General features: G+C 74.5%; 22 protein-coding genes. 11 read left to right on the top strand and 11 right to left on the bottom strand.

Annotated elements, in window-relative coordinates:
• The first annotated feature begins 293 nt into the window (after window positions 1-293).
• Genes JOD66_RS01515 through JOD66_RS01525 form a run of 3 tightly spaced genes read left to right on the top strand, consistent with a single transcriptional unit; the run spans window position 294 to window position 4,893 of the window.
• Window positions 294-1,262, top strand: a complete 969-nt coding sequence (locus tag JOD66_RS01515) for an AAA family ATPase (RefSeq protein ID WP_204835193.1) — start codon at window positions 294-296, stop codon at window positions 1,260-1,262.
• 20 nt (window positions 1,263-1,282) lie between these two features.
• Complete coding sequence (locus JOD66_RS01520) at window positions 1,283-2,527, top strand: DUF58 domain-containing protein (RefSeq protein ID WP_204835194.1); 1,245 nt, start codon at window positions 1,283-1,285, stop codon at window positions 2,525-2,527.
• Window positions 2,524-4,893 carry a transglutaminase TgpA family protein gene (locus JOD66_RS01525; protein WP_204835195.1) on the top strand — a complete coding sequence of 790 codons (2,370 nt, stop codon included), beginning with the start codon at window positions 2,524-2,526 and terminating at the stop codon, window positions 4,891-4,893. The genes JOD66_RS01520 and JOD66_RS01525 overlap by 4 nt, the downstream gene beginning before the upstream one ends.
• A gap of 263 nt (window positions 4,894-5,156) precedes the next feature.
• On the opposite strand, the gene JOD66_RS01530 is transcribed toward JOD66_RS01525, so the two are convergent.
• The 5 genes from JOD66_RS01530 to JOD66_RS01550 all read right to left on the bottom strand — a co-directional run bounded on the left by JOD66_RS01530 (window position 5,157) and on the right by JOD66_RS01550 (window position 8,915).
• Complete coding sequence (locus JOD66_RS01530; protein WP_204835196.1) at window positions 5,157-5,585, bottom strand: SCO2097 family morphological protein; 429 nt, start codon at window positions 5,583-5,585, stop codon at window positions 5,157-5,159.
• 133 nt (window positions 5,586-5,718) lie between these two features.
• The gene (gene dinB, locus JOD66_RS01535; RefSeq protein ID WP_307823228.1) at window positions 5,719-6,924 is read right to left on the bottom strand and encodes a DNA polymerase IV; all 1,206 of its coding nucleotides are present in this window, start codon (window positions 6,922-6,924) and stop codon (window positions 5,719-5,721) included.
• 36 nt (window positions 6,925-6,960) lie between these two features.
• Complete coding sequence (locus JOD66_RS01540; protein WP_204835197.1) at window positions 6,961-7,677, bottom strand: methyltransferase domain-containing protein; 717 nt, start codon at window positions 7,675-7,677, stop codon at window positions 6,961-6,963.
• Window positions 7,678-7,724: 47 nt separating this feature from the next.
• Window positions 7,725-8,183 carry an SAV_6107 family HEPN domain-containing protein gene (locus JOD66_RS01545; RefSeq protein WP_307823230.1) on the bottom strand — a complete coding sequence of 153 codons (459 nt, stop codon included), beginning with the start codon at window positions 8,181-8,183 and terminating at the stop codon, window positions 7,725-7,727.
• A 267-nt stretch (window positions 8,184-8,450) separates the two neighbouring features.
• Window positions 8,451-8,915 (bottom strand): hypothetical protein, encoded by a 465-nt coding sequence (locus tag JOD66_RS01550; RefSeq protein ID WP_204835198.1) that lies wholly within the window; start codon window positions 8,913-8,915, stop codon window positions 8,451-8,453.
• Between the two features lie 46 nt (window positions 8,916-8,961).
• Here JOD66_RS01550 and JOD66_RS01555 point away from each other — a divergent pair, with 46 nt between their 5' ends.
• Complete coding sequence (locus JOD66_RS01555; protein WP_204835199.1) at window positions 8,962-9,441, top strand: YbaK/EbsC family protein; 480 nt, start codon at window positions 8,962-8,964, stop codon at window positions 9,439-9,441.
• Window positions 9,442-9,445: 4 nt separating this feature from the next.
• On the top strand, window positions 9,446-10,759 hold the full coding sequence (locus JOD66_RS01560) for a phytoene desaturase family protein (protein WP_204835200.1): 1,314 nt from the start codon (window positions 9,446-9,448) through the stop codon (window positions 10,757-10,759).
• Between the two features lie 139 nt (window positions 10,760-10,898).
• Here JOD66_RS01560 and metF read toward each other — a convergent pair whose 3' ends face one another.
• Window positions 10,899-11,789: a methylenetetrahydrofolate reductase [NAD(P)H] gene (gene metF / locus JOD66_RS01565; protein ID WP_204835201.1), complete on the bottom strand. Its 891-nt coding sequence runs from the start codon at window positions 11,787-11,789 to the stop codon at window positions 10,899-10,901.
• A gap of 76 nt (window positions 11,790-11,865) precedes the next feature.
• Here metF and JOD66_RS01570 point away from each other — a divergent pair, with 76 nt between their 5' ends.
• Window positions 11,866-12,954 carry a polyprenyl synthetase family protein gene (locus tag JOD66_RS01570; RefSeq protein WP_307823231.1) on the top strand — a complete coding sequence of 363 codons (1,089 nt, stop codon included), beginning with the start codon at window positions 11,866-11,868 and terminating at the stop codon, window positions 12,952-12,954.
• Window positions 12,955-12,979: 25 nt separating this feature from the next.
• A complete protein-coding gene (locus JOD66_RS01575; protein WP_204835203.1) occupies window positions 12,980-14,806 on the top strand; it encodes an acyltransferase family protein in 1,827 nt (608 codons plus the stop codon).
• A gap of 6 nt (window positions 14,807-14,812) precedes the next feature.
• On the opposite strand, the gene JOD66_RS01580 is transcribed toward JOD66_RS01575, so the two are convergent.
• The 3 genes from JOD66_RS01580 to JOD66_RS01590 are packed head-to-tail and all read right to left on the bottom strand — an operon-like array spanning window position 14,813 to window position 16,082.
• Window positions 14,813-15,226, bottom strand: a complete 414-nt coding sequence (locus JOD66_RS01580) for a barstar family protein (protein ID WP_204835204.1) — start codon at window positions 15,224-15,226, stop codon at window positions 14,813-14,815.
• Complete coding sequence (locus tag JOD66_RS01585) at window positions 15,223-15,708, bottom strand: guanyl-specific ribonuclease (RefSeq protein WP_204835205.1); 486 nt, start codon at window positions 15,706-15,708, stop codon at window positions 15,223-15,225. Before JOD66_RS01585 ends, JOD66_RS01580 begins: the two co-directional genes overlap by 4 nt.
• Window positions 15,709-15,710: 2 nt before the next feature.
• Window positions 15,711-16,082, bottom strand: coding sequence for an Rv2175c family DNA-binding protein (locus tag JOD66_RS01590; RefSeq protein ID WP_204835206.1), 372 nt, complete (start codon window positions 16,080-16,082; stop codon window positions 15,711-15,713).
• Window positions 16,083-16,302: 220 nt separating this feature from the next.
• On the opposite strand from JOD66_RS01590, the gene pknB reads away from it, so the two are divergent.
• The 4 genes from pknB to JOD66_RS01610 all read left to right on the top strand — a co-directional run bounded on the left by pknB (window position 16,303) and on the right by JOD66_RS01610 (window position 20,842).
• Complete coding sequence (gene pknB, locus JOD66_RS01595; RefSeq protein ID WP_307823232.1) at window positions 16,303-18,321, top strand: Stk1 family PASTA domain-containing Ser/Thr kinase; 2,019 nt, start codon at window positions 16,303-16,305, stop codon at window positions 18,319-18,321.
• Complete coding sequence (locus tag JOD66_RS01600; RefSeq protein WP_204835208.1) at window positions 18,311-19,240, top strand: DMT family transporter; 930 nt, start codon at window positions 18,311-18,313, stop codon at window positions 19,238-19,240. Before pknB ends, JOD66_RS01600 begins: the two co-directional genes overlap by 11 nt.
• A 66-nt stretch (window positions 19,241-19,306) precedes the next feature.
• A complete protein-coding gene (locus tag JOD66_RS01605; RefSeq protein ID WP_204835209.1) occupies window positions 19,307-19,789 on the top strand; it encodes an SRPBCC family protein in 483 nt (160 codons plus the stop codon).
• A 51-nt stretch (window positions 19,790-19,840) separates the two neighbouring features.
• Window positions 19,841-20,842 carry a discoidin domain-containing protein gene (locus JOD66_RS01610; protein ID WP_204835210.1) on the top strand — a complete coding sequence of 334 codons (1,002 nt, stop codon included), beginning with the start codon at window positions 19,841-19,843 and terminating at the stop codon, window positions 20,840-20,842.
• Window positions 20,843-20,845: 3 nt separating this feature from the next.
• On the opposite strand, the gene JOD66_RS01615 is transcribed toward JOD66_RS01610, so the two are convergent.
• Window positions 20,846-22,183: a class II 3-deoxy-7-phosphoheptulonate synthase gene (locus tag JOD66_RS01615; RefSeq protein WP_204835211.1), complete on the bottom strand. Its 1,338-nt coding sequence runs from the start codon at window positions 22,181-22,183 to the stop codon at window positions 20,846-20,848.
• Window positions 22,184-22,203: 20 nt separating this feature from the next.
• Entirely contained in the window at window positions 22,204-23,658 is a 1,455-nt protein-coding gene (locus tag JOD66_RS01620; RefSeq protein WP_204835212.1) for an APC family permease, read from the bottom strand.
• Between the last annotated feature and the right edge of the window lie 28 nt (window positions 23,659-23,686).

Below are 23,686 nucleotides of genomic sequence, written 5' to 3' on the forward strand. Positions count from 1 at the left end.
CAGCCGTCCCACCGGACTCCGCCGTCCTCCACTTTCCCCCACAGTACTCCACTTTCCCCCACCGTCAACCACCGACGCACCACTTCTCCGGGCGTTTCGCACCACCGCGCGCTCTGAAAGCGCAGGTCAGCGCGCTGGGAGCGCCGGTGGAGCGGAGTGGAGGAGAAGTGGAGGGCCGGTGGGGAGCACCGGCATCGGCGGGCGGCGCCGACCTGAGTGATGCCGCGGTTCCCAGCGGCGGCCTAAAGTTGGCGCACCGCAGCGAGGTGGCTGCCGAGAGAGGGAGAACAGCCGTGGAGTCGCCGAGCACCGATGTCGACACCGTTGCCCGGGTCGCCGGCCGGATCCAGGCCAACGTCGAGAAGGTCATCGAGGGCAAGGGCGAGGTCGTCTCGGCCTCGATCGTCGTCCTGCTGGCCGAGGGTCACCTGCTCCTCGAGGACGTCCCCGGCGTCGGCAAGACCATGCTGAGCAAGGCGCTGGCGCGCAGCATCGACTCCACGGTGCGCCGGATCCAGTTCACCCCCGACCTGCTGCCGTCCGACATCACGGGCGTGTCGGTGTTCAACCAGTCGACGCGGGAGTTCGAGTTCCGTCCCGGCGGCGTGTTCGCCAACGTGGTCATCGGCGACGAGATCAACCGGGCCTCCCCCAAGACCCAGTCCGCGCTGCTGGAGTGCATGGCCGAGCGCCAGGTGACCGTCGACAACATCACCTACCAGCTGGAGTCGCCGTTCATGGTGATCGCGACCCAGAACCCGGTCGAGATGGAGGGCACCTATCCCCTCCCGGAGGCGCAGCGCGACCGCTTCCTCGCCCGGGTCTCCATCGGCTACCCGGTCCCGGCCGCCGAGATCGCCATGCTCGCCAGCCACGGCGCGCTCAACCCGCTCGACGACCTGGAGCCGGTGACCGACAGCGCCGAGATCCGCAAGATGTGCGCGATCGTCAGCCAGGTCCACGTCTCCGACACCGTCCAGCGGTACGCCGTCGCGCTCACCGCCGCCACCCGCAACACCCCCGAGCTGGTGCTCGGCGCCTCGCCCCGCGCGACCCTCCACCTGGTCCGCGCCGCCAAGGCCCGGGCCGCGCTGCACCGCCGCGACTACGTGCTGCCCGACGACCTGCGGGCGCTGATCCAGCCGGTGCTCGCCCACCGGCTGCTCCCCAGCGCCGAGGCGGCGATCGGCGGCCGCAACGTCGCGACCATCCTGGAGGGCATCGCCGCGCAGGTCCCCGTGCCCGAGCCGACCCCGTCCTGACGAGCACCCGCGGTCAGCCCATGCGCCGGCACCTCTCCTCTCTCACCCTCCGCGGCCGGGCCTTCCTGGCGGCCGGAGCGACCGCGGTCGCCTGCGCCATCGGCTTCGGCCAGCCCGCGCTGACCCGGGTCGGGGTGCTCGTGCTGAGCCTGCCGCTGCTGGCCGCGCTCGTGGTCAGCCGCCGCAAGCACGACCCGACCGTGGCCCGCACCGTGTGGCCGCGGCTGCTCCGGGCCGGCGAGACCGCGCGGATCGACCTCACCATCGCCAGCGACCGCAAGCGCTCCGACGGCGCCCTGCTCGTCGAGGACACGCTCCCCTACGCGCTCGGCGGCCGGGCCCGGTTCGTGCTGCAGGGCCTCGGCGGGGCCTGGGAGCGCACCGTCTCGTACCCGGTGCGCTCCGACATCCGGGGCCGCTACGTCGTCGGACCCGTCGTCGCCCGCCTGGCCGACCCCTTCGGCCTGGTCGAGCGCCGGCGGCCGATCGGCGGCACCGCCCAGCTGACCGTCACCCCCCGCGTCGTACCGCTGCCGTCGATCCCGCTGGCCGGCGGCTGGCAGGGCGCGGGCGAGCACCGGCCCCAGGCCTTCGCGTCCGGCTCGGCCGAGGACGCGAGCGTGCGCGAGTACCGCCGCGGCGACGACCTGCGTCGCGTCCACTGGCGCAGCTCCGCGCGGATCGGCGAGCTGATGGTGCGCCGCGAGGAGCAGCCCTGGGAGGCTCATGCGACCGTCCTGCTCGACAACCGGCGCCTCGCCCACCGCGGCCAGGGACCCGCGTCCAGCCTGGAGGCCGCCGTGATCGCCGCCGCCTCGGTCGCGGTCCACCTCGAGCAGCACGGCTACGCCGTCCAGCTCTGCACCGCCGACGGGATCGGCGGCGGCGCACTCGGCGACCCCACCCTCGGTGCCGAGCGCGCGCTCGAGCACCTCGCCGTCCTGGAGATGGCACACCGGGCCACCCTCGACGTCGCCTGGTCCGGCGAGCAGGCCCGCGGCGGCGTGGTGGTCGCGGTGCTCGGCGGCTTCCTCGCCGACGACAACGCGGCCCTGCGTCGGATCCGGCACGACGCCGGCGCGGCGCTGGCCCTGGTGCTCGACGTCGAGCAGTGGTCCCCCAGCCGCGCCGCACTCGGCGCCGCGGCCGCCGCCCCGGTGACCTCCCTCGCCTGGCGGGCCACCTCGCTCGGCCCGCGCGACCATCTCGACGCCGCGTGGCGCGAGCTGGGCCGGGCCCCGGTGCGCGGAGGTGCCCGCCGATGACCACGAGCGGCTCCCCCACCGCCCCCGCCATCACCGACCGCCGCGGCGCCTTCGGGCCGGTCCTGCTGCTCGCGGTGGTCGCCGTCCTCACCACCTGGGCCGCGCTCACGGCCTGGCGCGGCTTCGTCGAGGCGCCCGGCAGCTACCTGCGACCACTCGCCGTGCTCGCCGGCCTGCTCGCCCTCAGCGGAGCCACCCTGCGCTGGTCCGGCGCCCCGCGCTGGGTCACCGCGCTGGCCCAGGTGCTGCTCGCCACCCTCTTCGTGTCCCAGCACCTCACCGGCTCGCCGATCCCGCTCGGCGGCACCGCCGCCGAGATCTGGCGGGCGCTGGAGACCTCGACCCGCTCCGCCCGCGAGTACGCCGCGCCGATCAGCGACCGGGTACCCCCCGTCTGGCCGCTCCTCGTCGTCGCCGGCGCCGCGATCCTGGTGCTCGTCGAGACGCTCGCCTGCACCCTGCGCCGCGTCCCCGCCGCCGGGCTCGGGCTGCTCGCCGTCTACGCCCTGCCCAGTGGCGTGCTCGACGGCGGGCCCGACGCCCTCAGCTTCCTCGGCGCCGCCGCCGGCTTCCTCGTCCTGCTCCACCTCGAGTCCCGCGAGGGCCTGCTGCGCTGGGGACGCACCATCGGCCCCGGCCAGGACAACCGGTGGCGCGGCAACCCGCTGCGCGAGGCGATGCGGGCCGGCGCCGGCCGGATCGGGATCACGGCGACCGGACTGGCGCTCGTCGTACCCCTGCTGCTGCCCGCCACCGGCGTCAACGTGCTCGACCTCGGCAACGGCGGCGGCAACGGCGACATCCGGATCCGCAAGCCCATCGCCGACATGCGCCGCGACCTCGAGCGCGGCGAGGACGTGCCGCTGGTCCGGCTGCGCACCGACGACCCCGCGCCGTCGTACCTGCGGATCTCGGTGCTCAACCGCTTCACCGGCGACGAGTGGAGCAGCGGCGATCGCGACGTGGCCCGCGACGACCGCGCCGACGGGGCGGTGCCGCTCTCCGCGGGGCTCTCCGACGACGTCCCCGGCACGACCTACGGCTACGACGTGTCGATCACCGACGAGCTCGACTCGACCTGGCTGCCGACCCAGTACCCGGTCTCCGAGGTCGACGCCCCCGGCGACTGGCGCTTCGACCCCGCCACGATGGACTTCCTCGCCGCCGACGACGACCTCGACACCCGGGGCATCAGCTACACGATGAAGGGCGTCGACCTCGACTTCGGCACCAACCGCGCCTTCTTCGGCAACGCCCGCACCGGCGACGTCCCCGAGGAGGTCCTCCACCTCCCCGGCTCGGTGCCCCCGCTGGTGCGCAACCTGGCCCGCGACGTCACCTCCGGCGCGAGCACCGACTACGAGCGGGCCCTGCTGCTGCAGCGTTGGTTCCGCCAGGACGGGGGCTTCACCTACGACCTGCAGAAGGCGCCGAAGGGCACCGGCAACCAGACCCTCGAGGGCTTCCTGGCCCGCAACGGCCGGGTCGGCTACTGCGAGCAGTTCGCCTCCGCGATGGCCGTGATGGCCCGCGTCCTCGGCATCCCCGCCCGGGTCGCCGTCGGCTTCCTCGAGCCGGACCGCACCGGCAAGGACACCTGGGAGTACAGCAGCCACGACCTGCACGCCTGGCCCGAGCTCTACTTCGCCGGCGCCGGCTGGGTGCGCTTCGAGCCCACTCCGTCGGGCCGGGTCGAGACCGTCCCCGCCTACACCCGGGTGCCGGTCGACGGCGGCAGCGACGACCCGCGCGGCGGCCCGACCGCCGCCAGCTCCGCCGCCCCGGGCGCCACCTCGACGGTCGCCCCCAGCCGGGGCGCCAACAACCGCCCCGAGATCGAGCGCGACGCCGGCACCACCACGAACGCCGACGAGGGCGGCCTGCCGCTTCCCGTGCTGATCGGGGGTGCGGTGCTGCTCGTGCTGCTCCTCGCCGCGGCCGCCGCCCTCGGCGGGCCGACGACAGTCCGCTCCCGCGGCCGTCGTACCCGACTCTCGGGGTCGCCCGACGACGTCTGGGCCGAGCTGCGCGCCACCGCCCTCGACCTCGGCCTGCCCTGGCCCGCCGGCCGCTCGCCCCGCGAGGCCGGCGCCTTCCTCCTCGACCACCTCGCCAGCCCCACCGACCACCCCGCCGAACGTCCCCGCACCGGCCCCGACGCCGCACCCGAGGCCGCCGCCGCCCTCGACCGGCTGGTCCTCGCCGTCGAGCAGACCAGGTACGCCCGGCCCGGCGCCGTCGCCACCCTGGAGCGCAGCTCCGTCGCCGCCGACGGCGCGCTCGTCGTGGCCGCGCTGGAGGCCGGGGTCACCCCGCGGGCGCGGCGGCGGGCGCGCTGGGTGCCGCTGTCGGTCTGGCGGCGCTGACCCGGCCTTCGCCGCGGCGGGTTGGTCGGCGGCCGCCCGCCCGACGCCTCCGGCGTCACCCAGCAACCGCCGGGCGGCTCGGAGCGAGGACCCCGCCGTCGGCGCCTCTCGCGCGCGTGACGCGACCGTTCTGCGCAGCGCCGACGGCACCCCGACTTCGCCGCCCGGCGGTTGCCGTCCGACGCCTGCGGCGTCGAGCGGGCCGTGACGTGAGCGAGCCCGCCGCGGCGAAGGCCGGGACGGGCTCGGGGTGGGAGTCGGGCTCAGAAACCGCCGCGGTCGCGGCGGCGGCGCCAGCGGGCCTGGAGGGTGTCCATGAAGCCGGAGGAGCGTCCGTGGCCACGGCCGTGGTGGCCCCGGCGACCACCGTCGACCACGCCGAACCCGGAGGGGTGGGAGGTCACGGAGGGGGCGGCGCCACCGCGCTGGCCGCGGATCGAGCCGAGCAGGACGGTGGCCGAGCCGAGCATGATCACGAAGCCGGCGATGCCGACGGGCCAGTAGCCGCTGACGGCTCCGCCCATCATCACCGCGACGCCCGCGGCGAAGACGACGCCGGCGACGATGGCGCGCCGACGGGCTGCCTGGCGGAGGGTCGTGCCCCGGAGGGTGGACGCGAACTTGGGGTCCTCCTCGCTGAGGGCGCGCTCCATCTGCTCCAGCAGTCGCAGCTCCTCTTCCGAGAGTGGCACCGAATCCTCCGACACGTGTGAGGCGGGTCTCCGCCGATGACTCTTCCTCCAAGTGTAGGCAGGCATCTCCAGCGGTGGTAGGCCGTCCCCCGAAATTGTGCACTCGGAGGTTCCTACCGGCCCGGACAGGTGGTCACAGCAGGCTCGCACGGCGGACCGCCGCCGAGCCGAACCGGCCGACGGCGCGGTCCACGGCACGGTCGGCGTCGGGCCAGCCCGGGTCGCGCTCGCCGAGCGCCAGCTGGCGGGTGTCGACCGGTCGCAGGTGGCGCAGGCCCTCGACCCGGACGCCGACCAGGCGGACCGCCGCCGGGCGGGGCCGCCGGGCGTCGAGGAGGGCGTCGAGCAGGGTGACCGCCACGGCGTACACCTCCTGGGTGACGTCGGTCGGCTCCGGCAGGGTGCGCGAGCGCTGGACGGTGGTGAAGTCGGTGAAGCGGACCGTGACGGTGACGGTGCGGCCGGTGCGGGCGGCACCACGGACCCGGGCGGTGACGCGGGCGGTCAGCCGGAGCAGCTCACGACGCAGCGCGGCCCGGTCGCGTACGTCGACCGCCAGGGTGTGTTGCGCGCCCATGCTGCCCTCGGGCTCGCCCTCCCCGAACCCGAAGACGCCCGCGCCGCCCGGCACCAGCTCGGTGCGGTCGCTCCCCCAGACCAGGGCGTGGAGGTGGCCGCCGAGGTGGTGTCCGAGCATCCGCCGCAGCAGGCCGACCTCGATCGCCGCGACGTCGCCGACCGTGACCAGCCCGAGCCGGTGCAGCCGCTGGCGGGTGGCCTCGCCGACGCCGTAGAGCACGCCCACGTCGAGTGGATGCACCTCCGCGACGAACCGGTCCGGCACGATCACCCGGACGCCGTCGGGCTTGGCCTGCCGGCTGGCGAGCTTGGCGACCGAGATCGAGGCGGCGATGCCGACCGAGCAGGTGATGCCGTGCTCGGCGCGGATCCGCGAGCGCAGCCGCTCGGCGATCGCCTCGGGTGGCCCGAACAGGCGCACCGCGCCCCGCACGTCGAGGAAGGCCTCGTCGAGCGAGGTCACCTCGACGAGCGGGGTGATCGTGCGGAAGGTCTCCATGATCGCCTTCGAGACCGGGGTCAGCAGCCCGAAGTCGGGCGGCATGGTCACGGCCTGGGGGCACAGCCGGGCCGCCTCGGCGCCGGGCATGCCGGAGCGGATGCCGTAGCGCCGGGCCGGGTAGTTGGCCGAGAGCACCACGCCGCGGTGCCCGCCGCCGACCACCACCGGGACGTCGTGGAGCTCGGGGCGGTCGCGGATCATCACCGACGCGTAGAACGCGTCCATGTCGACGTGGAGGATCGGGCAGTCGAGGCTCACGACCCGCCCCCGGGGCCGGGCCCGGGTCGCCGCGGGTCAGGAGGCGGCGTACGCCAGGACGTGCAGCTGGGTGGCCAGCGGGAGGTACTCGGGGCGCTGGGCGACCGCGCGCTCCAGGTCGACGAGCGCCGCCGCGGCGCCGGGCTCCTGGTCGACCAGGGCCGCCGGGACCAGGTCGGCGAACACGCGCACGGCATGGACCGAGACCGCGCCGAAGCCGTGGGCGGCCAGGAGGTCACGGACCTCGTCGGCGGTGAACCGGCGGCCGGTGCGGGTGTCGACGGGCTGCTGGTCGTCGAGCAGCTCGCGCGCGAGCTGGAAGTGGCCGGCCATGGCCCGGGTGATGACGGCGGCGTGGCGCTGGCCGACGACCAGGCTGAGCAGGCCGCCGGGGCGCAGCACCTCGGCGATCCGCGCCAGCGCGAGGGACGGGTCGACCACCTCGAGGACGCCGTGGCACAGCACCACGTCGGCGCTCCCGGCCCCGACCACGTCGACGAGGTCGGTGACGTCGCCCTGCAGTCCGGACACCTCCAGGTCGACCTCCCGGGCCCGGCGAGCCAGGGCCGCCAGGGCGTCGGGACTGGGGTCGACCACGCGGACCCGGTGGCCCGACTCCGCCAGGCGCACGGCGAAGCCGCCGGTGCCGCCACCGAGGTCGACCACGTCGCGGGGTCCACCCGCGAGCGCGGACTCGAGGGCGTCCCACACGACCGCGGTGCGGACCGATCCACGCTGCTCGCGAGAGGCCATGCGCCGAACACTAGTGGTCCCCTCCACCCACGCGGGCAGGCGCTCCGTCAGCCCACCGCCAGACCGGCCAGCTGCTCGCCGAGCGGCACGTGCGGGGTCAGTCCGAGGGCCTGCTCCACGACCGCGAGGAAGCGGTCGGCGTCGCGGACCAGGTCGTCGGCCTCACGCTCGGTGGCGGCCCGGGCCGAGCCGGCCTCGGCGGCCGCGCGCTTGCTCGCCCCGGCCGCGAAGAAGCTCGCCCACTCCGCCAGCTCGGGCGCCACGTCGGCGAGCAGCACCCAGGCGTTGCGCTGGGCGCGCCGACGCCCGGTCTCGGGGCGCGCCCGGGCGGCCAGCAACGCCGCGGCCGCCCGGAGCGCCGCCACGTGGGCGCAGGCGTAGCGGGTGGCCACGTCGCGGGCGGCCACCGCCTCGCTCAGGGACTCCGCCGAGCGGATGAGGTAGTTGTGGGTGGTCGCGGGCAGGGCGTGCGGGCTGATCGTGAACGGGGCGGACTGGTGGGCCACGGCGACTTCTCCTCCGGTCGGATTCGAACAGGTGTTCGAATGAGTCGAAGGTACACCCGGGGTCCGACACAGCTCAAGGGCGACGCGGCGCCGGGGCCCGGGCCGAGCGTCGTACCCGGCATCCGGGTCGCGTCCCGGCCCGATCCGCGACCCGAATGCCGGGTACGACGGATCCCAGCCGGCCGGGGCCGGGCGGGCAGGGACGGGCGGGCAGGGACGGGCGGGCAGGGACGGGCGGGCAGCGACCGGGCGGGCAGGGAGGACGGCTCAGCGGCCGGCGGTGCGCACGTACGCCGTGCTCTGCGGGTGCCAGAGGAAGACGAGCGTCACCGCGCCGATCACCGCGGCCGCGATGGCCATGCCGTCGACCATGGTGGGCGGGTCGGTGCGCACCGTCGCCACGGCGACCACGATCACGCCGGCGACGATCGCGGCCAGCGAGTGCCGGGCCCAGTTGTAGCCGACCCGGAAGAGCGCGATCAGCGTCGCGGCGAGCACCGCCGTGACGCCGTACAGGACCAGGATGACGGGGACGAACTCGACCGGCTGGACGGTGCTGTCACCGACCTGCATCGGCGACCAGACGCTGCCGAGGTCGTCGCGCTGGGTGACGACGAGCACGCACACCAGCAGTCCGGCCGCGACCAGGAACCACAGCAGCCAGCACGCGATCACGACCGCGGGCGGACGGGCCGTCGGCTCGGCCTGCTGCTCGACGTCGGTCTCGGGCATGGTTCCTCCAGTCCGTGGTGGGGGCGTGCTCGGTAGGGTCACCCCCATGTCGGCCGAGCATCCCTCGATCACCCGGTTCCGCGACGAGCACCAGCGCCGGGGCGGAACCGGCGAGATCGTCATTCTGCCCGACACGGTCCACACCGCCGCACTGGCCGCCGAGGCACTGGGGTGCGAGGTGGGCGCGATCGCCAACAGTCTGCTGTTCGACGCCGACGGTACGCCCGTGCTCATCCTCACCTCCGGCGCGCACCGGGTCGACACCGAGCTGGTGCGGACCACCATCGGCGGCCCGGCCCTGCGCCGCGCGAAGCCGGACTTCGTCCGCGAGCACACCGGACAGGTGATCGGCGGGGTCTCCCCCATCGGCCACCCGACCCCCGTGCGCACCTACCTCGACCCGTGGCTGCGGCGCCACGAGGTGGTCTGGGCGGCGGCCGGGCACCCGGCGGCGGTCTTCTCGACGACGTACGACGAGCTGCTCGCGCTCACCGGCGCCGAGCCGCTCGACGTCGCGAAGGACTGAGCGGGTGCGCGTCGTCGTCGTCGGCGGCGGTCTCGGCGGCCTGGCCGCGGCCGCCCGCCTGGCCAAGCTCGGCCACCAGGTCGCTCTCCTGGAGGCGTCCGGCCGGCTCGGCGGGGCGCTCGCCCCCGTCGAGCAGGACGGCTACCGCTGGGACGCCGGACCGGCGAGCACGCTGCTGCCGGCCGCCCTGCGCGACCTGTTCCGCAAGTCCGGCCGGCCCCTGGAGAAGGAGCTCGGCACCGACCTGGAGCCGCTGCCGGTGCTGCGCGAGCACCGGTTCGCCGACCGCACCTCGGTGCTGCTGCCCGGCGGCTCCCGCGCCGACCAGATCGCGGCGTTCGACGCGCTCGACCGCGGCCTCGGCGAGAAGTGGGCGGCCCACGTCGACATCTACGGCCCGGTCTGGGACGTGCTGCGCCGCCACTACGTCGAGGTGCCCTGGGACCCGCGCACCAAGGGCGCCGTCCCCCGCGAGCTCGACTCGATGTTCGACATCCGCGAGACCCTCCACAAGCGGCTGCGCCACGCGCTGCGCGACGAGCGGCTGGCACTGGTCGCGGGCTACCCGGCCGTCGCCGAGGGGCACGACCTGCGCAACGTCCCCTCCTGGGTGGGCGTGACCGCCTACCTGGAGCAGTGCTTCGGCGGGTGGCGGGCACCGGGCGGGATGGGGCGGATCGCCGAGCTGCTGGCCGCGCGGCTGGAGACCCGTGGCGTGGAGGTCCGCACCGGCGTCGAGGTCCAGGACCTGGTGGTCCGCGAGGGCCGGGTGGTCGCCGTGCGGACGGCGGAGGGCGAGGCGGACGCCGATGCCGTCGTGGTCGCGATCGACCCGCGCCGGCTGCCCGCCCTGGCGGCGTACGTCGAGCGGACGATGCCGTCGATCCCGCCGGTCGTGACCCACGTCGGCCTGGCGGGCGACGTACCCGAGCTGCCGCACGAGCTGGTCATCCACGAGGAGCCGCTGCTGACCGTGCGCCCGGGCGGGATCGCCCCCGACGGCGGCGCCGCCTGGACCGTCCACGGGCGCGGCAAGATCGCCGAGGACCTGCTCGACGCGCTGGCACGCCACCGGCTCGACGTCCGCGAGAACGTGGTGACCCGCGTCGACCTGTCACCGCGCGACCAGGTCGAGCAGTGGCGCGGCTCACCGATGGGCGTGCTCTGGCAGGGCCGCGGCACGGTCCGCCGCCGCCTCGGTCCGAGCACCCCCGTCGCCGGCGTGTACGCCGCCGGCGCGCACGCCGCCCCGGGGGCGGGGGTGCCGTTCGTGACCCAGTCCGCGGCGCTGGTCGCGCAGCTGATCGGGCCGTCGTGAGCGCTCGGGGTGGCGATTCACCACGGTATGTAGGCGGGTGCCTGCTTCTGTAGCGGAGTTCCGCTACAGAAGCACGGATTCGTCTACATACCGTGATGAATCCACGCCCACCCCGAAGCGGCGCGGTCGGGCGGGCCGGTCAGACCGTGATCTGCAGCGCCTCGAAGATCTCGAGCGTGGCCTTCGAGCGGTTGAGCGTGTAGAAGTGCAGGCCCGGGGCGCCCCCGGCGAGCAGCTCGTCGCACAGCTCGGCGGCGATCCGGATGCCCTCGGCGCGGACGGCGGCGGGGTCGCCGTCGTGGGCGCTGATCCGCGCGACGACGTCGTCGGGCACGCTGGTGCCGATCAGCTCGCTCTGGCGCCGGATCGCGGCCAGGTTCAGGATCGGCATGATGCCCGGCAGGATCGGGATGTCGACGCCGCGGGCGCGGACCCGCCCGACCAGGTCGAAGTAGTCGGAGGCGCGGAAGAACATCTGGGTGACCGCGAACTCCGCGCCGGCCCGGGCCTTGGCCACCAGGACGTCGGCGTCGGCGTCGAGCGAGTCGGCCGACGGGTGGCCCTCGGGGAAGGCGGCGACGCCGATCCGGAAGTCGCCGCGCGAGCGGGCCAGCTCGACCAGGTCGAGGGCGTAGTTGAGCCCGCCGTCGGTGGGGGTCCAGTCGGCGCGGGGGCCTTCCTGCGGGTCGCCGCGCAGCGCCATCACGTGGCTCACGCCCTCGGCGACGTAGGCGTCGAGGATGGCCTCGAGCTCCTCGCGGGTGTGGCCGACGCAGGTGAGGTGCGCCATCGGGACCATCGAGGTCTCGCGCGCGATCCGGCCGGTGATCGCGACGGTCTTGTCGCGTGTGCTGCCGCCGGCGCCGTAGGTGACCGACACGAAGGTGGGCTGGTAGGGCTCGAGCGCCCGGATCGCGTCCCAGAGCTGCGCCTCACCCGCCTCGTCCTTGGGAGGGAAGAACTCGAAGGAGAACGAACGGCCGCCCTCACGGATGATCTCGCCGAGGGAGCGCCCAGCACCGGTGGTCATGGGCCGCAGTGTAGGTCGCCGGAGGGGGCCGGGGCCGGGCATCTCGCCGATCACCGGAGTCACTAGGCTCACATCCGTGACACAGCAGGCGTGGGACCCGACCTCCTTCCGGACCGACGTCCAGGCCACCCTCGACGCCTTCCTCGCCGACCAGGCGGACCGGCTCGCGCCGCTCGGTGGCGACGCCGCGCGGCTGCTGTCGGAGGCGCGGGTGACCGTGACCGGCGGCAAGCGGTTCCGGGCGGCGTTCTGCCACTGGGGCTATGCCGCGCTCGCCGGCGCGCCGAGCGGTGCCGACGCCGAGGCCGTACGCCGGGCCGCGGCCGCGCTCGAGCTGCTCCACGCCAGCGCCCTGGTCCACGACGACCTGATGGACGCCTCCGACACCCGCCGCGGCCGCTCCGCGACCCATCGCACCTTTGAGCGCGCCCACCGCGCCGACGGCTGGCGCGGCGACCCTGAGCAGTACGGCGCGGCGGCGGCGATCCTCCTCGGCGACCTGCTGCTGTCGTGGTCCGACGAGCTGCTGCGCCGCTGCGGCCTGGGCTGGGACCGGGTCGGTCCGGCGCTCGACGTGTTCGACCTGTGCCGCTCGGAGGTGATCGCCGGGCAGTTCCTCGACGTCTCGGTCCAGGCCCGCGGCCGCGCCGACGTCACCCAGGCGATGACCGTGCTGCGCTACAAGTCGGCGAAGTACTCCATCGAGCGGCCGCTCCACGTCGGCGCCGCGCTGGCCGGAGCGGACGCCGCGACCCTCGACCTGCTCACGGCGTTCGGCCTGCCGCTCGGCGAGGCGTTCCAGCTGCGCGACGACCTGCTCGGCGTCTTCGGCGACCCGGCCACCACCGGCAAGCCCGCCGGCGACGACCTCGTGGAGGGCAAGCGCACGGTGCTGGTGGCGCTCGCGCTCGACCGGGCACCCGTCGCCGACGGCGAGCGGCTCGACCGCGCGCTCGGCACCGCCCTCTCCGACGCGGAGGTCGCCGACCTCCGGGCCATCATCGACGGCTGCGGCGCCCGCGCCGAGGTCGAGTCGATGATCGACGACCTGGCCCGGCAGGCGGTCGACGCGCTGCACCGCGGCCAGGCCGAGGCCGGCTGGGACGCCGAGGCCTGCCGGGCCCTGGAACAGCTCGCCGCCGCGGCCACGCGGCGCGCCCACTGACCCCGCCTCGGGCCGCCTGCTCCGCGTGAACCCGACCGAACCGCTCCCCGACTCCCGCCCCGCCCGGGTGCCCGCCCTGGACGGGCTGCGAGGCGTGGCCGTGCTCGCCGTCGTCGGCTACCACCTGTTCCCCCACCGCCTGCCCGGCGGCTTCCTGGGCGTCGACATGTTCTTCGTCCTGTCCGGCTTCCTGATCACGGCGGAGCTGGTGCGCGAGGCCGACGGGACGGGTCGGCCGCGCTTCGCCCGGTTCTGGGTGCGCCGGGCCCGCCGGATCCTCCCGGCCCTGCTCGCGGTCCTGCTCGCGGTCACCGCGACCGCCGGGCTGCTCGGTGGTGCACTGGAGGTGCGGCTGCGCCAGCAGGTGCTGGCGGCGCTGACCTTCAGCAGCAACTGGTACCAGGCGGGCGGGCCGTCGTCGTACGCCGACAGGTACGAGGCGCCGGTGCTGCAGCACCTGTGGTCGCTGGCCGTCGAGGAGCAGTTCTACCTGGTGTGGCCGGTGCTGCTGTGGCTGCTGCTGGTCGTGACCCGCCGGTGGGGCGCGGACCGGCGCGGGCTGGTCGTGGCGGTCCTCGCCGCGCTCGGCGTCGCGGCCATGGCGCTCGGACGGCTGGGTGGCGGCTCGCTGGACCGGCTCTACTTCGGCACCGACACCCACGGCTTCGCCCTGCTGGTCGGCGCGACCGCCGCGCTGTGGGTCGTCGAGGTGCGGCTGCGGACCGCGGTCGCGCTGTCGGGCGGGATCCTGCTCGCGATCCTGTTGCTCCCCTGGGACGCCGCGCTCACCTATCTCGGCGGCATGGCCGCGGTCGCGACCGCCACCGCCCTGCTCGTGCTCCACGTGACCGGCGACGCCCGGCGCGTCGACTGCGGCCGGTCGCCGGTCGCCCTCGCCCTGTCCGCGCCGCTGCTGCGCTGGGCGGGACGGCGCAGCTACGGGATCTACCTGTGGCACTGGCCGGTCATCGTGGTGCTGCTGCAGGTCGCGCCCGGCCTGCCGCTCGCGGTGGCCGCGGTACCGATCACGCTGGCGCTCGCGGCGCTGTCGTGGCGCTATGTCGAGCGGCCGGTCCTGCGGAGCGGCTACCGGGCGTCGGCGCGCCGGATGGTGGCCCTCGGGCAGCGGACCGGCCTGGTCGGCATCGCCGTCAGCACCGTGGTGGCGGCTCTGGTCTCCGCCACCGTCACCGCCGGCCTCGGCAACTCCCGCGACCACAGCGCGCTCCAGGTCAGCCTCGACGCAGGCCAGGCCGCGATCGAGGCGCACCGCGAGGCGGCGCCGCCGGCACCGGCCGCGCCGGCCCCCGACGCCGCCCCCGACGCCGCGCCCGCGGTGTCGCCGTGGACCGCGCCCGCTCCCGGCGACGGCCGCGACCTCACCGTCATCGGCGACTCGGTCACCGTCGCCGCCGCCCCCGCGCTCTACGACCTGCTCCCCCACGTCGACCTCCGGGCCCACGTGGGCATGCAGATGTGGAGCCTGGAGAAGCGGATCCGGACGCTGCGCAAGACCGGGGCGCTGCGCCCGGTCGTGGTGATCGCGCTCGGCACCAATGGCGACTTCGCACCCCACCAGCTCACCGACGCCATCGACGCCGCCGGCCCCGGTCACCGCTTCGTGCTGGTCACGGCCAGCGGTCCGCGCTCCTGGATCGGGCCCGTGAACGCCAAGCTGCGCCGCTACGCCCGGAGCCAGCCGCACACCCGGATCGCCGACTGGGCCGCGCTGCGCCCGCGGGTCCCCGACTTCGCGGACGACCGCATCCACCCCGGACCGCGGGGCGGGGCCGTGCTCGCCCGGCTGATGTCGCGCACCGCCGCGTCGTTCTACGCCGAGACGGCGGGCTGAGGCGGATCAGTCGAGCAGCGCGACGGCGTCCGTCGGCCCCTCGCCGCGCAACAGCACCTCGACCGCCGGGTCGCCGGGATCGCGCCGCGAGAGCACGTCGACGACGACGCCGAACCAGCGCGGTTCCGCGCGGGCGAAGCCGGACCAGGCGTCCCACAGCAGCACCGTCGGGCCGGGCAGGTCGCGCAGGCAGTCGTTGAGGGCGTCCAGGTTGGCGCCGTAGTGGTCGGGGAACGCGAGCGCCCCGCCGATCGCGCGGAGCACGCCGGCGCGGTCCTCGAGACCCACGCCGTCGACGTACCCGAAGCCCCAGCCGGCGTGCTCGACGGCCTGGCGTACGTCGGCGACGTCGAGCGCGGAGGCCCAGCGGTGCACGCCCGGCGCGTGCCGGCCGGCGAGTACGGCGGCGAGCCCGCTCATCGGCGGATCCTCTCGAACGACTCGTAGTGGTCCTCGGTCCAGTACAGCTCGCCCCCGTCGCCGGCGATGATCCGCCGGGCGCCGCGATGGCTGAGGCCGGGCGTGTCGACGGTGTACTCCGCGTAGTAGCCCCGTGGCCGGTCGGGGAGCACGCCCTCGAAGTTGCCGAAGGTGGAGCCGTCCTTGCCCGGGTAGGGGAACGGGCCGCCGGCGTCGATCAGCGCGACCGTCTCGGCCGCCTCGGGCGGCAGGTCGGCGAGGTCGACGTACGCGACGCCATCCTCGTCGCGGGAGGCGGACCGGGTCGGCGTGGCGGAGGGGCGTGCCGAGGTCGTCGCGCTCGGGGTCGAGGCGACGCTCGGGCTCTGGCTCGCCCGGGACGGACCCGCGTCGTCGCCGCCCCGCGCCTGCAGCCACCACACGCCGACCAGCAGGACGACGGTGACGATCGAGGAGACGACCTGGGTCGTACGCCGGCTCATCCTCAGAAGGCGAGCGCCTGCGCGCGGCGCTTGACCTCGGAGCCGCGGTTCTCGAGCAGCGCGTCGATCGGGCGGCCCGGGAGGTCGGCGTCGAGGAAGATCCAGGCGATGCACTCGCGGTCGTCGAAGCCGTTGTCGTGGAGCACCGTCAGCAGGCCGGGCAGGCCCTTGACCGGCTCGCCGTCGACGAGGAAGAGCGCGGGGATCGCCTGGCGCCGGCCGGGGGCGGGCACGGCGGCGGCGAGCTGGTGCTCGCGGACCATGGTGCGCACCTTGGCGGGGGTGACCCCGATCAGGTCGGCGGCCTGGTCCCAGTCCAACCAGTCCTCGACGAGGACGGCGAGATCGTGGTCGGCCAGTCGCGGTTCGCTCATGGGTCCATCTTCCCTCACCGCGCGCGCGACCCCGCCGTGGCCCGGCTCCCGGCCCCGGCGTGGCTGCGCCCGGGCGTGGCCCGGGCCCGTACCATGGTCGTTCCGGTCACTTCCCCGGCCGGTCCAGCAGAACATGCACAGGAGGGTCGCTGTGCACGAAGACCAGCGCGCTCGCGGCGGCCCCGCCGCGCGGTCAGGCGACCCCTCAGCCACGAAGCGGGTGGAGGACCACCAGTTCGGGCGGCTGCTCGACGGCCGCTACCGGATCGGCATCCGGATCGCGCGCGGCGGCATGGCCAGCGTCTACGAGGCCGTCGACACCCGGCTGGACCGCACCGTCGCGGTCAAGATCATGCATCCCGGGCTCGGCGACTCGACCACCCACGACGACGACTCGTTCGCGCGCCGGTTCGTCAGCGAGGCCAAGGCCGCGGCCCGGATCTCCCACCCCAACGTGGTCGCGGTGTTCGACCAGGGCCGCGACGAGACCGACGGCACCGTCTACCTGGTCATGGAGTACGTCCCGGGGCACACCCTGCGCGACACCGTGACCAAGGACGCGCCGATGTCGCCGGAGCGGGCACTCGCCCTCCTCGACCCGGTGCTCTCCGCGCTGGGCGCCGCCCACCGCGCCGGCCTGATCCACCGCGACGTCAAGCCCGAGAACGTGCTCATCGCCGACGACGGCCGGGTCAAGGTCGCCGACTTCGGGCTGGCCAGGGCGGTCAGCGCCGACACCCAGCACACCGCGACCAATGGCGTGCTCATCGGCACCGTCTCCTACCTCGCGCCGGAGCTGGTCGTCGAGCAGCGGGCCGACGCCCGGGCCGACGTCTACGCCGCCGGCGTGATCCTGTTCGAGCTGCTGACCGGCACCAAGCCCCACACCGGCGAGACGCCGATCGCGGTGGCCTACCGCCACGTGCACGAGGACGTCCCGCCGCCGTCGTCCGTCGTCCCCGGCATCCCCGACTACGTCGACGCGCTGACCGCGCGCGCCACGACCCGCGACCCGAGCCTGCGCCCGGCCGACGCGACGGTGCTGCTCCACCACGTCCGCCGGGTCGTCCAGGCCCTGCACCACGGCGTGCGCAGCGACCCGGAGCTGGTCGCCGACCTGCTGCCGGCCGTGCGTGCCGCCCAGGTGGCCGAGGTCGACGGCGACACCACCCCGGAGCCGGTCAGCTCGCTGTGGGACGGCATGCCGGACCTGGTCACGGCCGACCACGAGCGCACCTCCGTGATCGTCGAGCGGCCCCGGGCCGCCGCGCCAGTGCCGCCCCCACCGCCCGCTCCCCCGGCCCCGCCGAAGGAGCGCCGGCCCGCTCGCCAGCGCAGGCCCGGCCGCGCCAAGCGGATCGCCGTCGCCCTCGTGCTCGTCCTGCTCGCCGCCGCGATCGGCGGCACCGGCTGGTGGGTCGGCTGGGGTCGCTACACCACCACGCCCGGCGTGATCGGGATGGAGCGCGCCGCCGCGACCACCAAGCTCGACGAGGCGGGACTGGGCGTGAAGGTCGAGGAGGTCTACTCCGAGAGCGTCGCCAAGGGCGTGGTGATCGCGACCGACCCGCGTCCCGGCGACCGGATCCTGCCCGACGGCGACGTGCGCCTCACGGTCTCCCTCGGCAAGGAGCGCTATGACGTCCCCGACCTCACCGGCAAGACCGTCGACGAGGCGACCGCGGCCCTGGCCGAGGTGAAGTTCGTCGCCGGCCAGCCGGTCGAGGAGTGGTCGGAGACGGTCGAGGCGGGCCGGGTGATCCGGTCCACTCCGGCCTTCGGAACTCCCGAGGCGCAGCGGCTGCCGGTCGGCACCTCGGTGACCCTGGTCGTGTCCAAGGGCCGCAAGCCGCTCAAGGTCCGCAGCTTCGTCGGCAAGGACGCCGACAAGGCGAAGCAGGTGCTGGGCAAGAAGGGCCTCGACGTGGAGGTCGTCGACGAGACGTACAGCGACGACGTCCCCGAGGGCCGCGTGATCAGCCAGACCCCCGAGACCGGCACCCTCTACAAGGGCGACAAGGTCGAGCTGGTCGTGTCCAAGGGCCCCGAGCTGGTCGTGGTGCCGGCGGTGCGGCTGAAGTCCACCGACGACGCGATCGCGATGCTCGAGGACCTCGGGCTGAAGGTCCGCGTCGAGCACGCCGACATCTACATCAACGGCTCGGTGGCCTGGAGCACCGAGCCGGGCGGCGGTGCCAAGGTGCGCAAGGGCAGCACGGTCGTGCTGTATGTCGTCTGAGCCGTCCGCGCTCGCCGGCAGCAGCTCCCGTCGTACCTCGCTGCTGGCGACGCTCGCCCTGCTCGCGATGACCGCGTGCTGGGGCTCGACCTTCTTCCTCATCAAGGACCTCCTCGAGCGGGTCCCGACGGTCGACTTCCTGGCGGTGCGCTTCCTGCTCGCCGGGGGCGTGATGCTGCTGGTGGCGCCGCGGGCGGTGGCGCGGCTCGCTCCCGACGTACGCCGCCGGGCGGTGGCGCTGGGCGCGCTCTACGGGCTCGCCCAGCTGCTGCAGACCGCCGGCCTGGCGCAGACCCCCGCCAGCGTGTCGGGCTTCGTCACCGGCCTGTACGTCGTGGCGACGCCGCTGCTCGCCGCCGTGGTGCTGCGCGCCCGGATCACGCCGGCGACGTGGGGCGCGGTGCTGCTCGCCACCGCAGGGCTCGGGGTGCTGACCCTCGACGGCCTCTCGATCGGGTACGGCGAGGCGCTCACCCTGGTCGCGGCACTGCTCTACGCCGCGCACATCGTCGCCCTCGGCGTCTGGTCGCGCGCCGGCGACGCGCTCGGCATGTCGATCCTGCAGCTCCTGGTGATCGCCGTGATCTGCCTGGTGGCCGCGCTGGTGTCGGGCGAGCCCGGGATCGTGCTGCCGGAGCGGGGCGGCGACTGGCTGAGCCTGGTCTACATGGCGCTGTTCGCGGGCGCGGCGGCGCTGCTCGCGCAGACCTGGGCGCAGGCGCACCTGCCGCCGACCCGCAGCGCGATCATCATGAGCACGGAGCCGGTGTTCGCGGCGCTCTTCGCCGTGCTGCTCGGCGGCGAGTCGCTGAGCCCGCGGATGCTCGGCGGCGGGCTGCTGGTCCTGGTCGCGATGCTCGTGGTCGAGCTGGTCCCCCGCCGGCACGTCGAGGGCGAGGTCACCCACCTCGCGGTGTGAGGGCTGGCCAGACCGGGCCGTCGGGCGCACCATGGGAGGTGGGGGGACCAACCCTTGGGAGTGAACATGGCCGGTCACATCATCCACGTGCACAGCACGATCCCCGCCCCGCCCGCCCAGGTCTGGGACGTCATCACCGACGTCGCCCACGCCGACGACGTGCTGCGCAGCGTCAGCGACAGCGAGCTGCTCACCGAGGGCGGCTACGACGTCGGCACCACCTGGCGCGAGCGGCGCACCCTCTTCGGGCACCACGGGCCCGAGGAGCTCCACGTCGTCGAGTCCGAGCCGGAGCGGCGCACCGTCGTCGAGGCCGAGGTCGGCAACGACGTGATCCGCACCGCCTACCGGCTCACGCCGTCCGGCCCGGAGGCGACCGGGACCCGGCTGGCGATGACCACGACGGTGGAGATGAGCCACCGCTCCGTGCTGTCGCGGGCGATGTGGGCGATGTTCGGCGGATTCAGCTACGACCGCACCCGCAAGGTGCTCGAGCACGACCTGGAGGACATCGAGGCGGAGGCCTGCCGCCGCGCGCTGGCGGGCTGAGCGCGCAGTTTCGGCCGCTCACCGTCCCCTCGGGGTACGGTGAGCCCCGCGATGACCACCCCGACGGACTGCACCAGCTGCGGGCACGCGCTCGGGGTCGGCCGGTTCTGCACGAACTGCGGACAGCCCGTTCCCGGCCGGCACCCGGAGGCGGCGCCCGTCCCGAGTGCGCCCGTCGTGCCCCCGCCGACCGGGCAGCTGCCGCCCGCCGCGCGCTATCCGCTGTACGCCGACGCGCCGACCTCGCCGCCCGGCCCGCCTCCCGCGGCCCCGCCGCCCCCTCCGGCGGCGGTGACCCAGGTCGCGCCGCCTCCCCCGCCCGCGCCCGGACCCGGCCGCGAGCGGAGCGGCACCCCCTGGCTGCCCTGGCTGGCCGGCATCGCGGTGCTGGCGCTCGTCGCCGGCATCGGCGCCTTCCTGCTGGTGCGGGCCGGTGGCGACGGCGCGAGCGACGGCTCGTCCCGGGCCGACGACGGCACCGGGCCGGTCACGCCGGTCACCCCGGTCACCCCGGTCACCCCGGGCACACCCGACAGCACCGGCACCGGTGGGCCGGTCGAGGCCCCCGCGCCGGGCGACGTACGCGACCTGACGGCGGGGGCCCGCGCCGAGGTCCCCGCGACCGCGCCGGAGTCGCGGGACCGGGAGAACCGTCCGGTGAGCTTCGTCGCGGAGAACATGCTCGACGGCCGGCCGCGCACCGCCTGGCGGATGCCCGGCGACGGCACCGGCGCCACCCTGGTCTTCGACCTCGGCGAGGACGTCGTGCTGACCGAGGTGGGCCTGGTCAACGGCTACGCCAAGGTCGACGGCGCCGACGACTGGTACCACGGCAACCGGCGGATCCGGGCCGTGCAGTGGGAGTTCGACGACGGCACCCGGATCACCCAGGAGCTCGACAACCGGCAGAGCATGCAGCTGACGCCGGTCGGTCCGGTCGCGACCCGACGGGTGGTGCTCCACCTGGTCGAGGTGTCGGCGCCGGGCAAGGGCCCGAACGGCCGGGACTTCACCGCGATCAGCGACGTGCGCCTCCGCGGCGCCCCGGCCTGACCGTCAGGCCCGGCCGAGCATCTGGGCGACCTGGAAGGCCAGCTCCAGCGACTGCACGCGGTTCAGGCGCGGGTCGACCACGGACTCGTAGCGGTGGGCCAGGCCCTGCTCGTCGAGCTCCTCGCCGCCGCCGACGATCTCGGTGACGTCGTCGCCGGTGTTCTCGACGAGGATGCCGGCGGGGACCGTGCCGAGCGCGCGGTGGACGTCGAAGAAGCCCTGCACCTCGTCGAGCACGTCCTCGAAGCGGCGGGTCTTGTAGCCGTTGGACGCCTCGAAGGTGTTGCCGTGCATCGCGTCGCACACCCAGGCGACGTCGACGCCCTCGGCGGTGACCTTCTCGACCAGGCCGGGCAGGCCGTCGCGGATCTTGCCGGCGCCGAAGCGGGTGATGAAGGTCAGCCGGCCGGGCTCGTTGGTGGGGTTGAGCCTGGCGGCGAGGGCGAGCGCGTCGTCGGCGGTCGCGGTCGGGCCGAGCTTGCAGCCGATGGGGTTGCTGATGTGGCTGAAGTACTCGACGTGGGCGCCGTCGAGCTGGCGGGTGCGCTCGCCGATCCAGACCATGTGGCCCGAGACGTTGTAGGGCTTCTCGGTGCGCGAGTCGATGCGGGTCATGGCGTGCTCGTACTCGAGCAGCAGCGCCTCGTGGGAGGAGTAGAAGTCGACCCGGTGGAACTCCTCGGGGTCGGCGCCGATCGCCTTCATGAAGGTCAGGGCACGGTCGATCTCGGCGGCCATCGCCTCGTAGTGCTGGCCCACGGGCGAGTTGCGCACGAACTCGGAGTTCCAGGTGTGCACCTGGCGCAGGTCGGCGTAGCCGCCGGTGGTGAAGGCGCGCACGAGGTTCAGCGTGGACGCCGACGCGTGGTAGACGTCGAGCAGCCGCTGGGGGTCGGGCCGGCGCGACTCGGGGGTGAACTCGAAGCCGTTGACCGCGTCGCCGCGGTACGCCGGCAGGCTGACCCCGTCGCGGGTCTCGGTGTCGGAGGAGCGCGGCTTGGCGTACTGGCCGGCCAGCCGACCGACCTTGACCACGGGCACGGACGCGGCGTAGGTCAGCACCACCGCCATCTGGAGCAGCACCCGCAGCTTGTTGCGGGTGTTGTCGGCGGTGGCGTCGACGAAGGTCTCGGCGCAGTCGCCGCCCTGGAGCAGGAATGCCTCACCCCGGCTGGCCGCCGCGATCTTGGCCTTGAGCTCGTCGCACTCGCCCGCAAAGACCAGCGGGGGCAGCGTGCGCAGGCGTGCGACGGCGGCGGCCAGGGCCGCTGGGTCGTCGTACGTCGGCTGCTGCTTCGCTCCGATGGCGTGCAACTGCTCGAGGGACGGAAGGCTGCTCACCGCCCAATCGTACCCAGTGCTCAGTCGTCGGTCGGATCGACGTCCATGTGCTCGATGTCGGCGAAGTGCCCGCCCTCGGGCTTGTAGACGAGGCGGGTCAGCAGCCACAGCACGATGCCGAGGCCGAGCAGGCCGGCGGCGATCTTGTACTGGATCATGTCGGCCTCCAGCCGGGCCCACGGACCGAGCAGGTAGGCGCACAGGATCGCGCCGAGGATCGGCACCACCGTCGGCGCCTTGAAGGCGTGCGGCCGGCTCGGCTCGCGGCGCAGGACCAGGCAGGCGATGTTGACGATGGTGAAGACCGCGAGGAGCAGCAGCGCGGTCGTGCCGGACAGCGAGCCGACGATGGTGCTCTCGGAGCCGAGGCGGACGTAGGTGATCAGGGCGAAGGCCAGCAGGGTGGTGAACCCGATCGCGACGTACGGCGAGCGGCGGCTCGGCAGCACCTTGCCGAGCACCGGCGGCAGCACCCGCTGCTGGGCCATGCCGTAGATCAGCCGGCTCGCCATCAGCATGTTGATCAGCGCGGTGTTGGCGACCGCGAAGACCGTCATGAACGGGAAGAAGTCGTCGATCGGCAGGTCCGGGGCGCCGATCTTGACGACGTCGATGAGGATGCCGGCCTCGGCGTTGGTGGGCGTGCCGATCTTGTCGGTCGGGATCACCGCCACCACCGAGATCGCGACCAGCATGTAGATGATCACCGCGATGCCGAGCCCGGTGAGCATCATCCGCGGGAAGATCCGCTCGGGGTCCTTGGTCTCCTCGACCATGTTGACCGAGTCCTCGAAGCCGACCATCGAGAAGAACGCGATGGCGGTCGCGACGGTGACCGCCATGAACAGGCCCTTGTCGTCGGGGCTCTCGAAGACCGTGACCCGGTCGAGGTTGCCGTCGCCCTTGCCGATGACCCAGAAGCCGATCGCGATGACGATCGCCAGCGCGGTCATCTCGACCAGGGTGAGCACCACGTTGAACTTCACGCTCTCGCCGACGCCGCGCAGGTTGACCAGCGCCAGCACCAGCATGAACGCCAGGGCGACGGTCAGCACCAGGCCGTTGCTCGGTGCGTCGTTGCCGAGCCCGATCAGCAGGTTGGACGCCAGCAGGCCCGAGGACGTCGAGGCGCTGGTGATGCCCGAGCACACGACGGTGAAGGCGACCAGGAAGGTCACGAAGTGGATGCCGAACGCCTTGTGGGCGTAGAGCGCCGCCCCGGCCGCCTGCGGGTATTTCGTGACGAGCTCGAGATAGGAGAAGGCCGTCAGCGTGGCGATCGCGAACGCCACGAGGAACGGCAGCCAGGCGATCCCGCCGACCTGTCCGGCGAGCCGGCCGGTGACGGCGTACACGCCCGCGCCGAGGATGTCGCCGACGATGAACAGGAGGAGCAGCCCTGGTCCGAGGACGCGCTTCAGCTCCGGCTGTCCCTGCTGTCCCGGCGCGGTGGCGCCCGTGGTCTCGGTGCTCATCTGGTGTCGTTCCTTCCCCGATGTCGGA

The sequence above is a fragment of the Nocardioides nitrophenolicus genome (assembly GCF_016907515.1).
Classification (GTDB): Bacteria; Actinomycetota; Actinomycetes; order Propionibacteriales; family Nocardioidaceae; genus Nocardioides; species Nocardioides nitrophenolicus.

Excerpts from the sequence above, each read along its gene's own strand:
- JOD66_RS01520 (WP_204835194.1), top strand. The coding sequence starts at position 1,283 with ATGCGCCGGCACCTCTCCTCTCTCACCCTCCGCGGCCGGGCCTTCCTG.
- JOD66_RS01525 (WP_204835195.1), top strand. The coding sequence starts at position 2,524 with ATGACCACGAGCGGCTCCCCCACCGCCCCCGCCATCACCGACCGCCGC.
- JOD66_RS01540 (WP_204835197.1), bottom strand. The coding sequence starts at position 7,677 with ATGGCCTCTCGCGAGCAGCGTGGATCGGTCCGCACCGCGGTCGTGTGG.
- JOD66_RS01550 (WP_204835198.1), bottom strand. The coding sequence starts at position 8,915 with ATGCCCGAGACCGACGTCGAGCAGCAGGCCGAGCCGACGGCCCGTCCG.
- JOD66_RS01555 (WP_204835199.1), top strand. The coding sequence starts at position 8,962 with ATGTCGGCCGAGCATCCCTCGATCACCCGGTTCCGCGACGAGCACCAG.
- metF (WP_204835201.1), bottom strand. The coding sequence starts at position 11,789 with ATGACCACCGGTGCTGGGCGCTCCCTCGGCGAGATCATCCGTGAGGGC.
- JOD66_RS01580 (WP_204835204.1), bottom strand. The coding sequence starts at position 15,226 with ATGAGCGGGCTCGCCGCCGTACTCGCCGGCCGGCACGCGCCGGGCGTG.
- JOD66_RS01585 (WP_204835205.1), bottom strand. The coding sequence starts at position 15,708 with ATGAGCCGGCGTACGACCCAGGTCGTCTCCTCGATCGTCACCGTCGTC.
- JOD66_RS01590 (WP_204835206.1), bottom strand. The coding sequence starts at position 16,082 with ATGAGCGAACCGCGACTGGCCGACCACGATCTCGCCGTCCTCGTCGAG.
- JOD66_RS01600 (WP_204835208.1), top strand. The coding sequence starts at position 18,311 with ATGTCGTCTGAGCCGTCCGCGCTCGCCGGCAGCAGCTCCCGTCGTACC.
- JOD66_RS01605 (WP_204835209.1), top strand. The coding sequence starts at position 19,307 with ATGGCCGGTCACATCATCCACGTGCACAGCACGATCCCCGCCCCGCCC.
- JOD66_RS01610 (WP_204835210.1), top strand. The coding sequence starts at position 19,841 with ATGACCACCCCGACGGACTGCACCAGCTGCGGGCACGCGCTCGGGGTC.
- JOD66_RS01620 (WP_204835212.1), bottom strand. The coding sequence starts at position 23,658 with ATGAGCACCGAGACCACGGGCGCCACCGCGCCGGGACAGCAGGGACAG.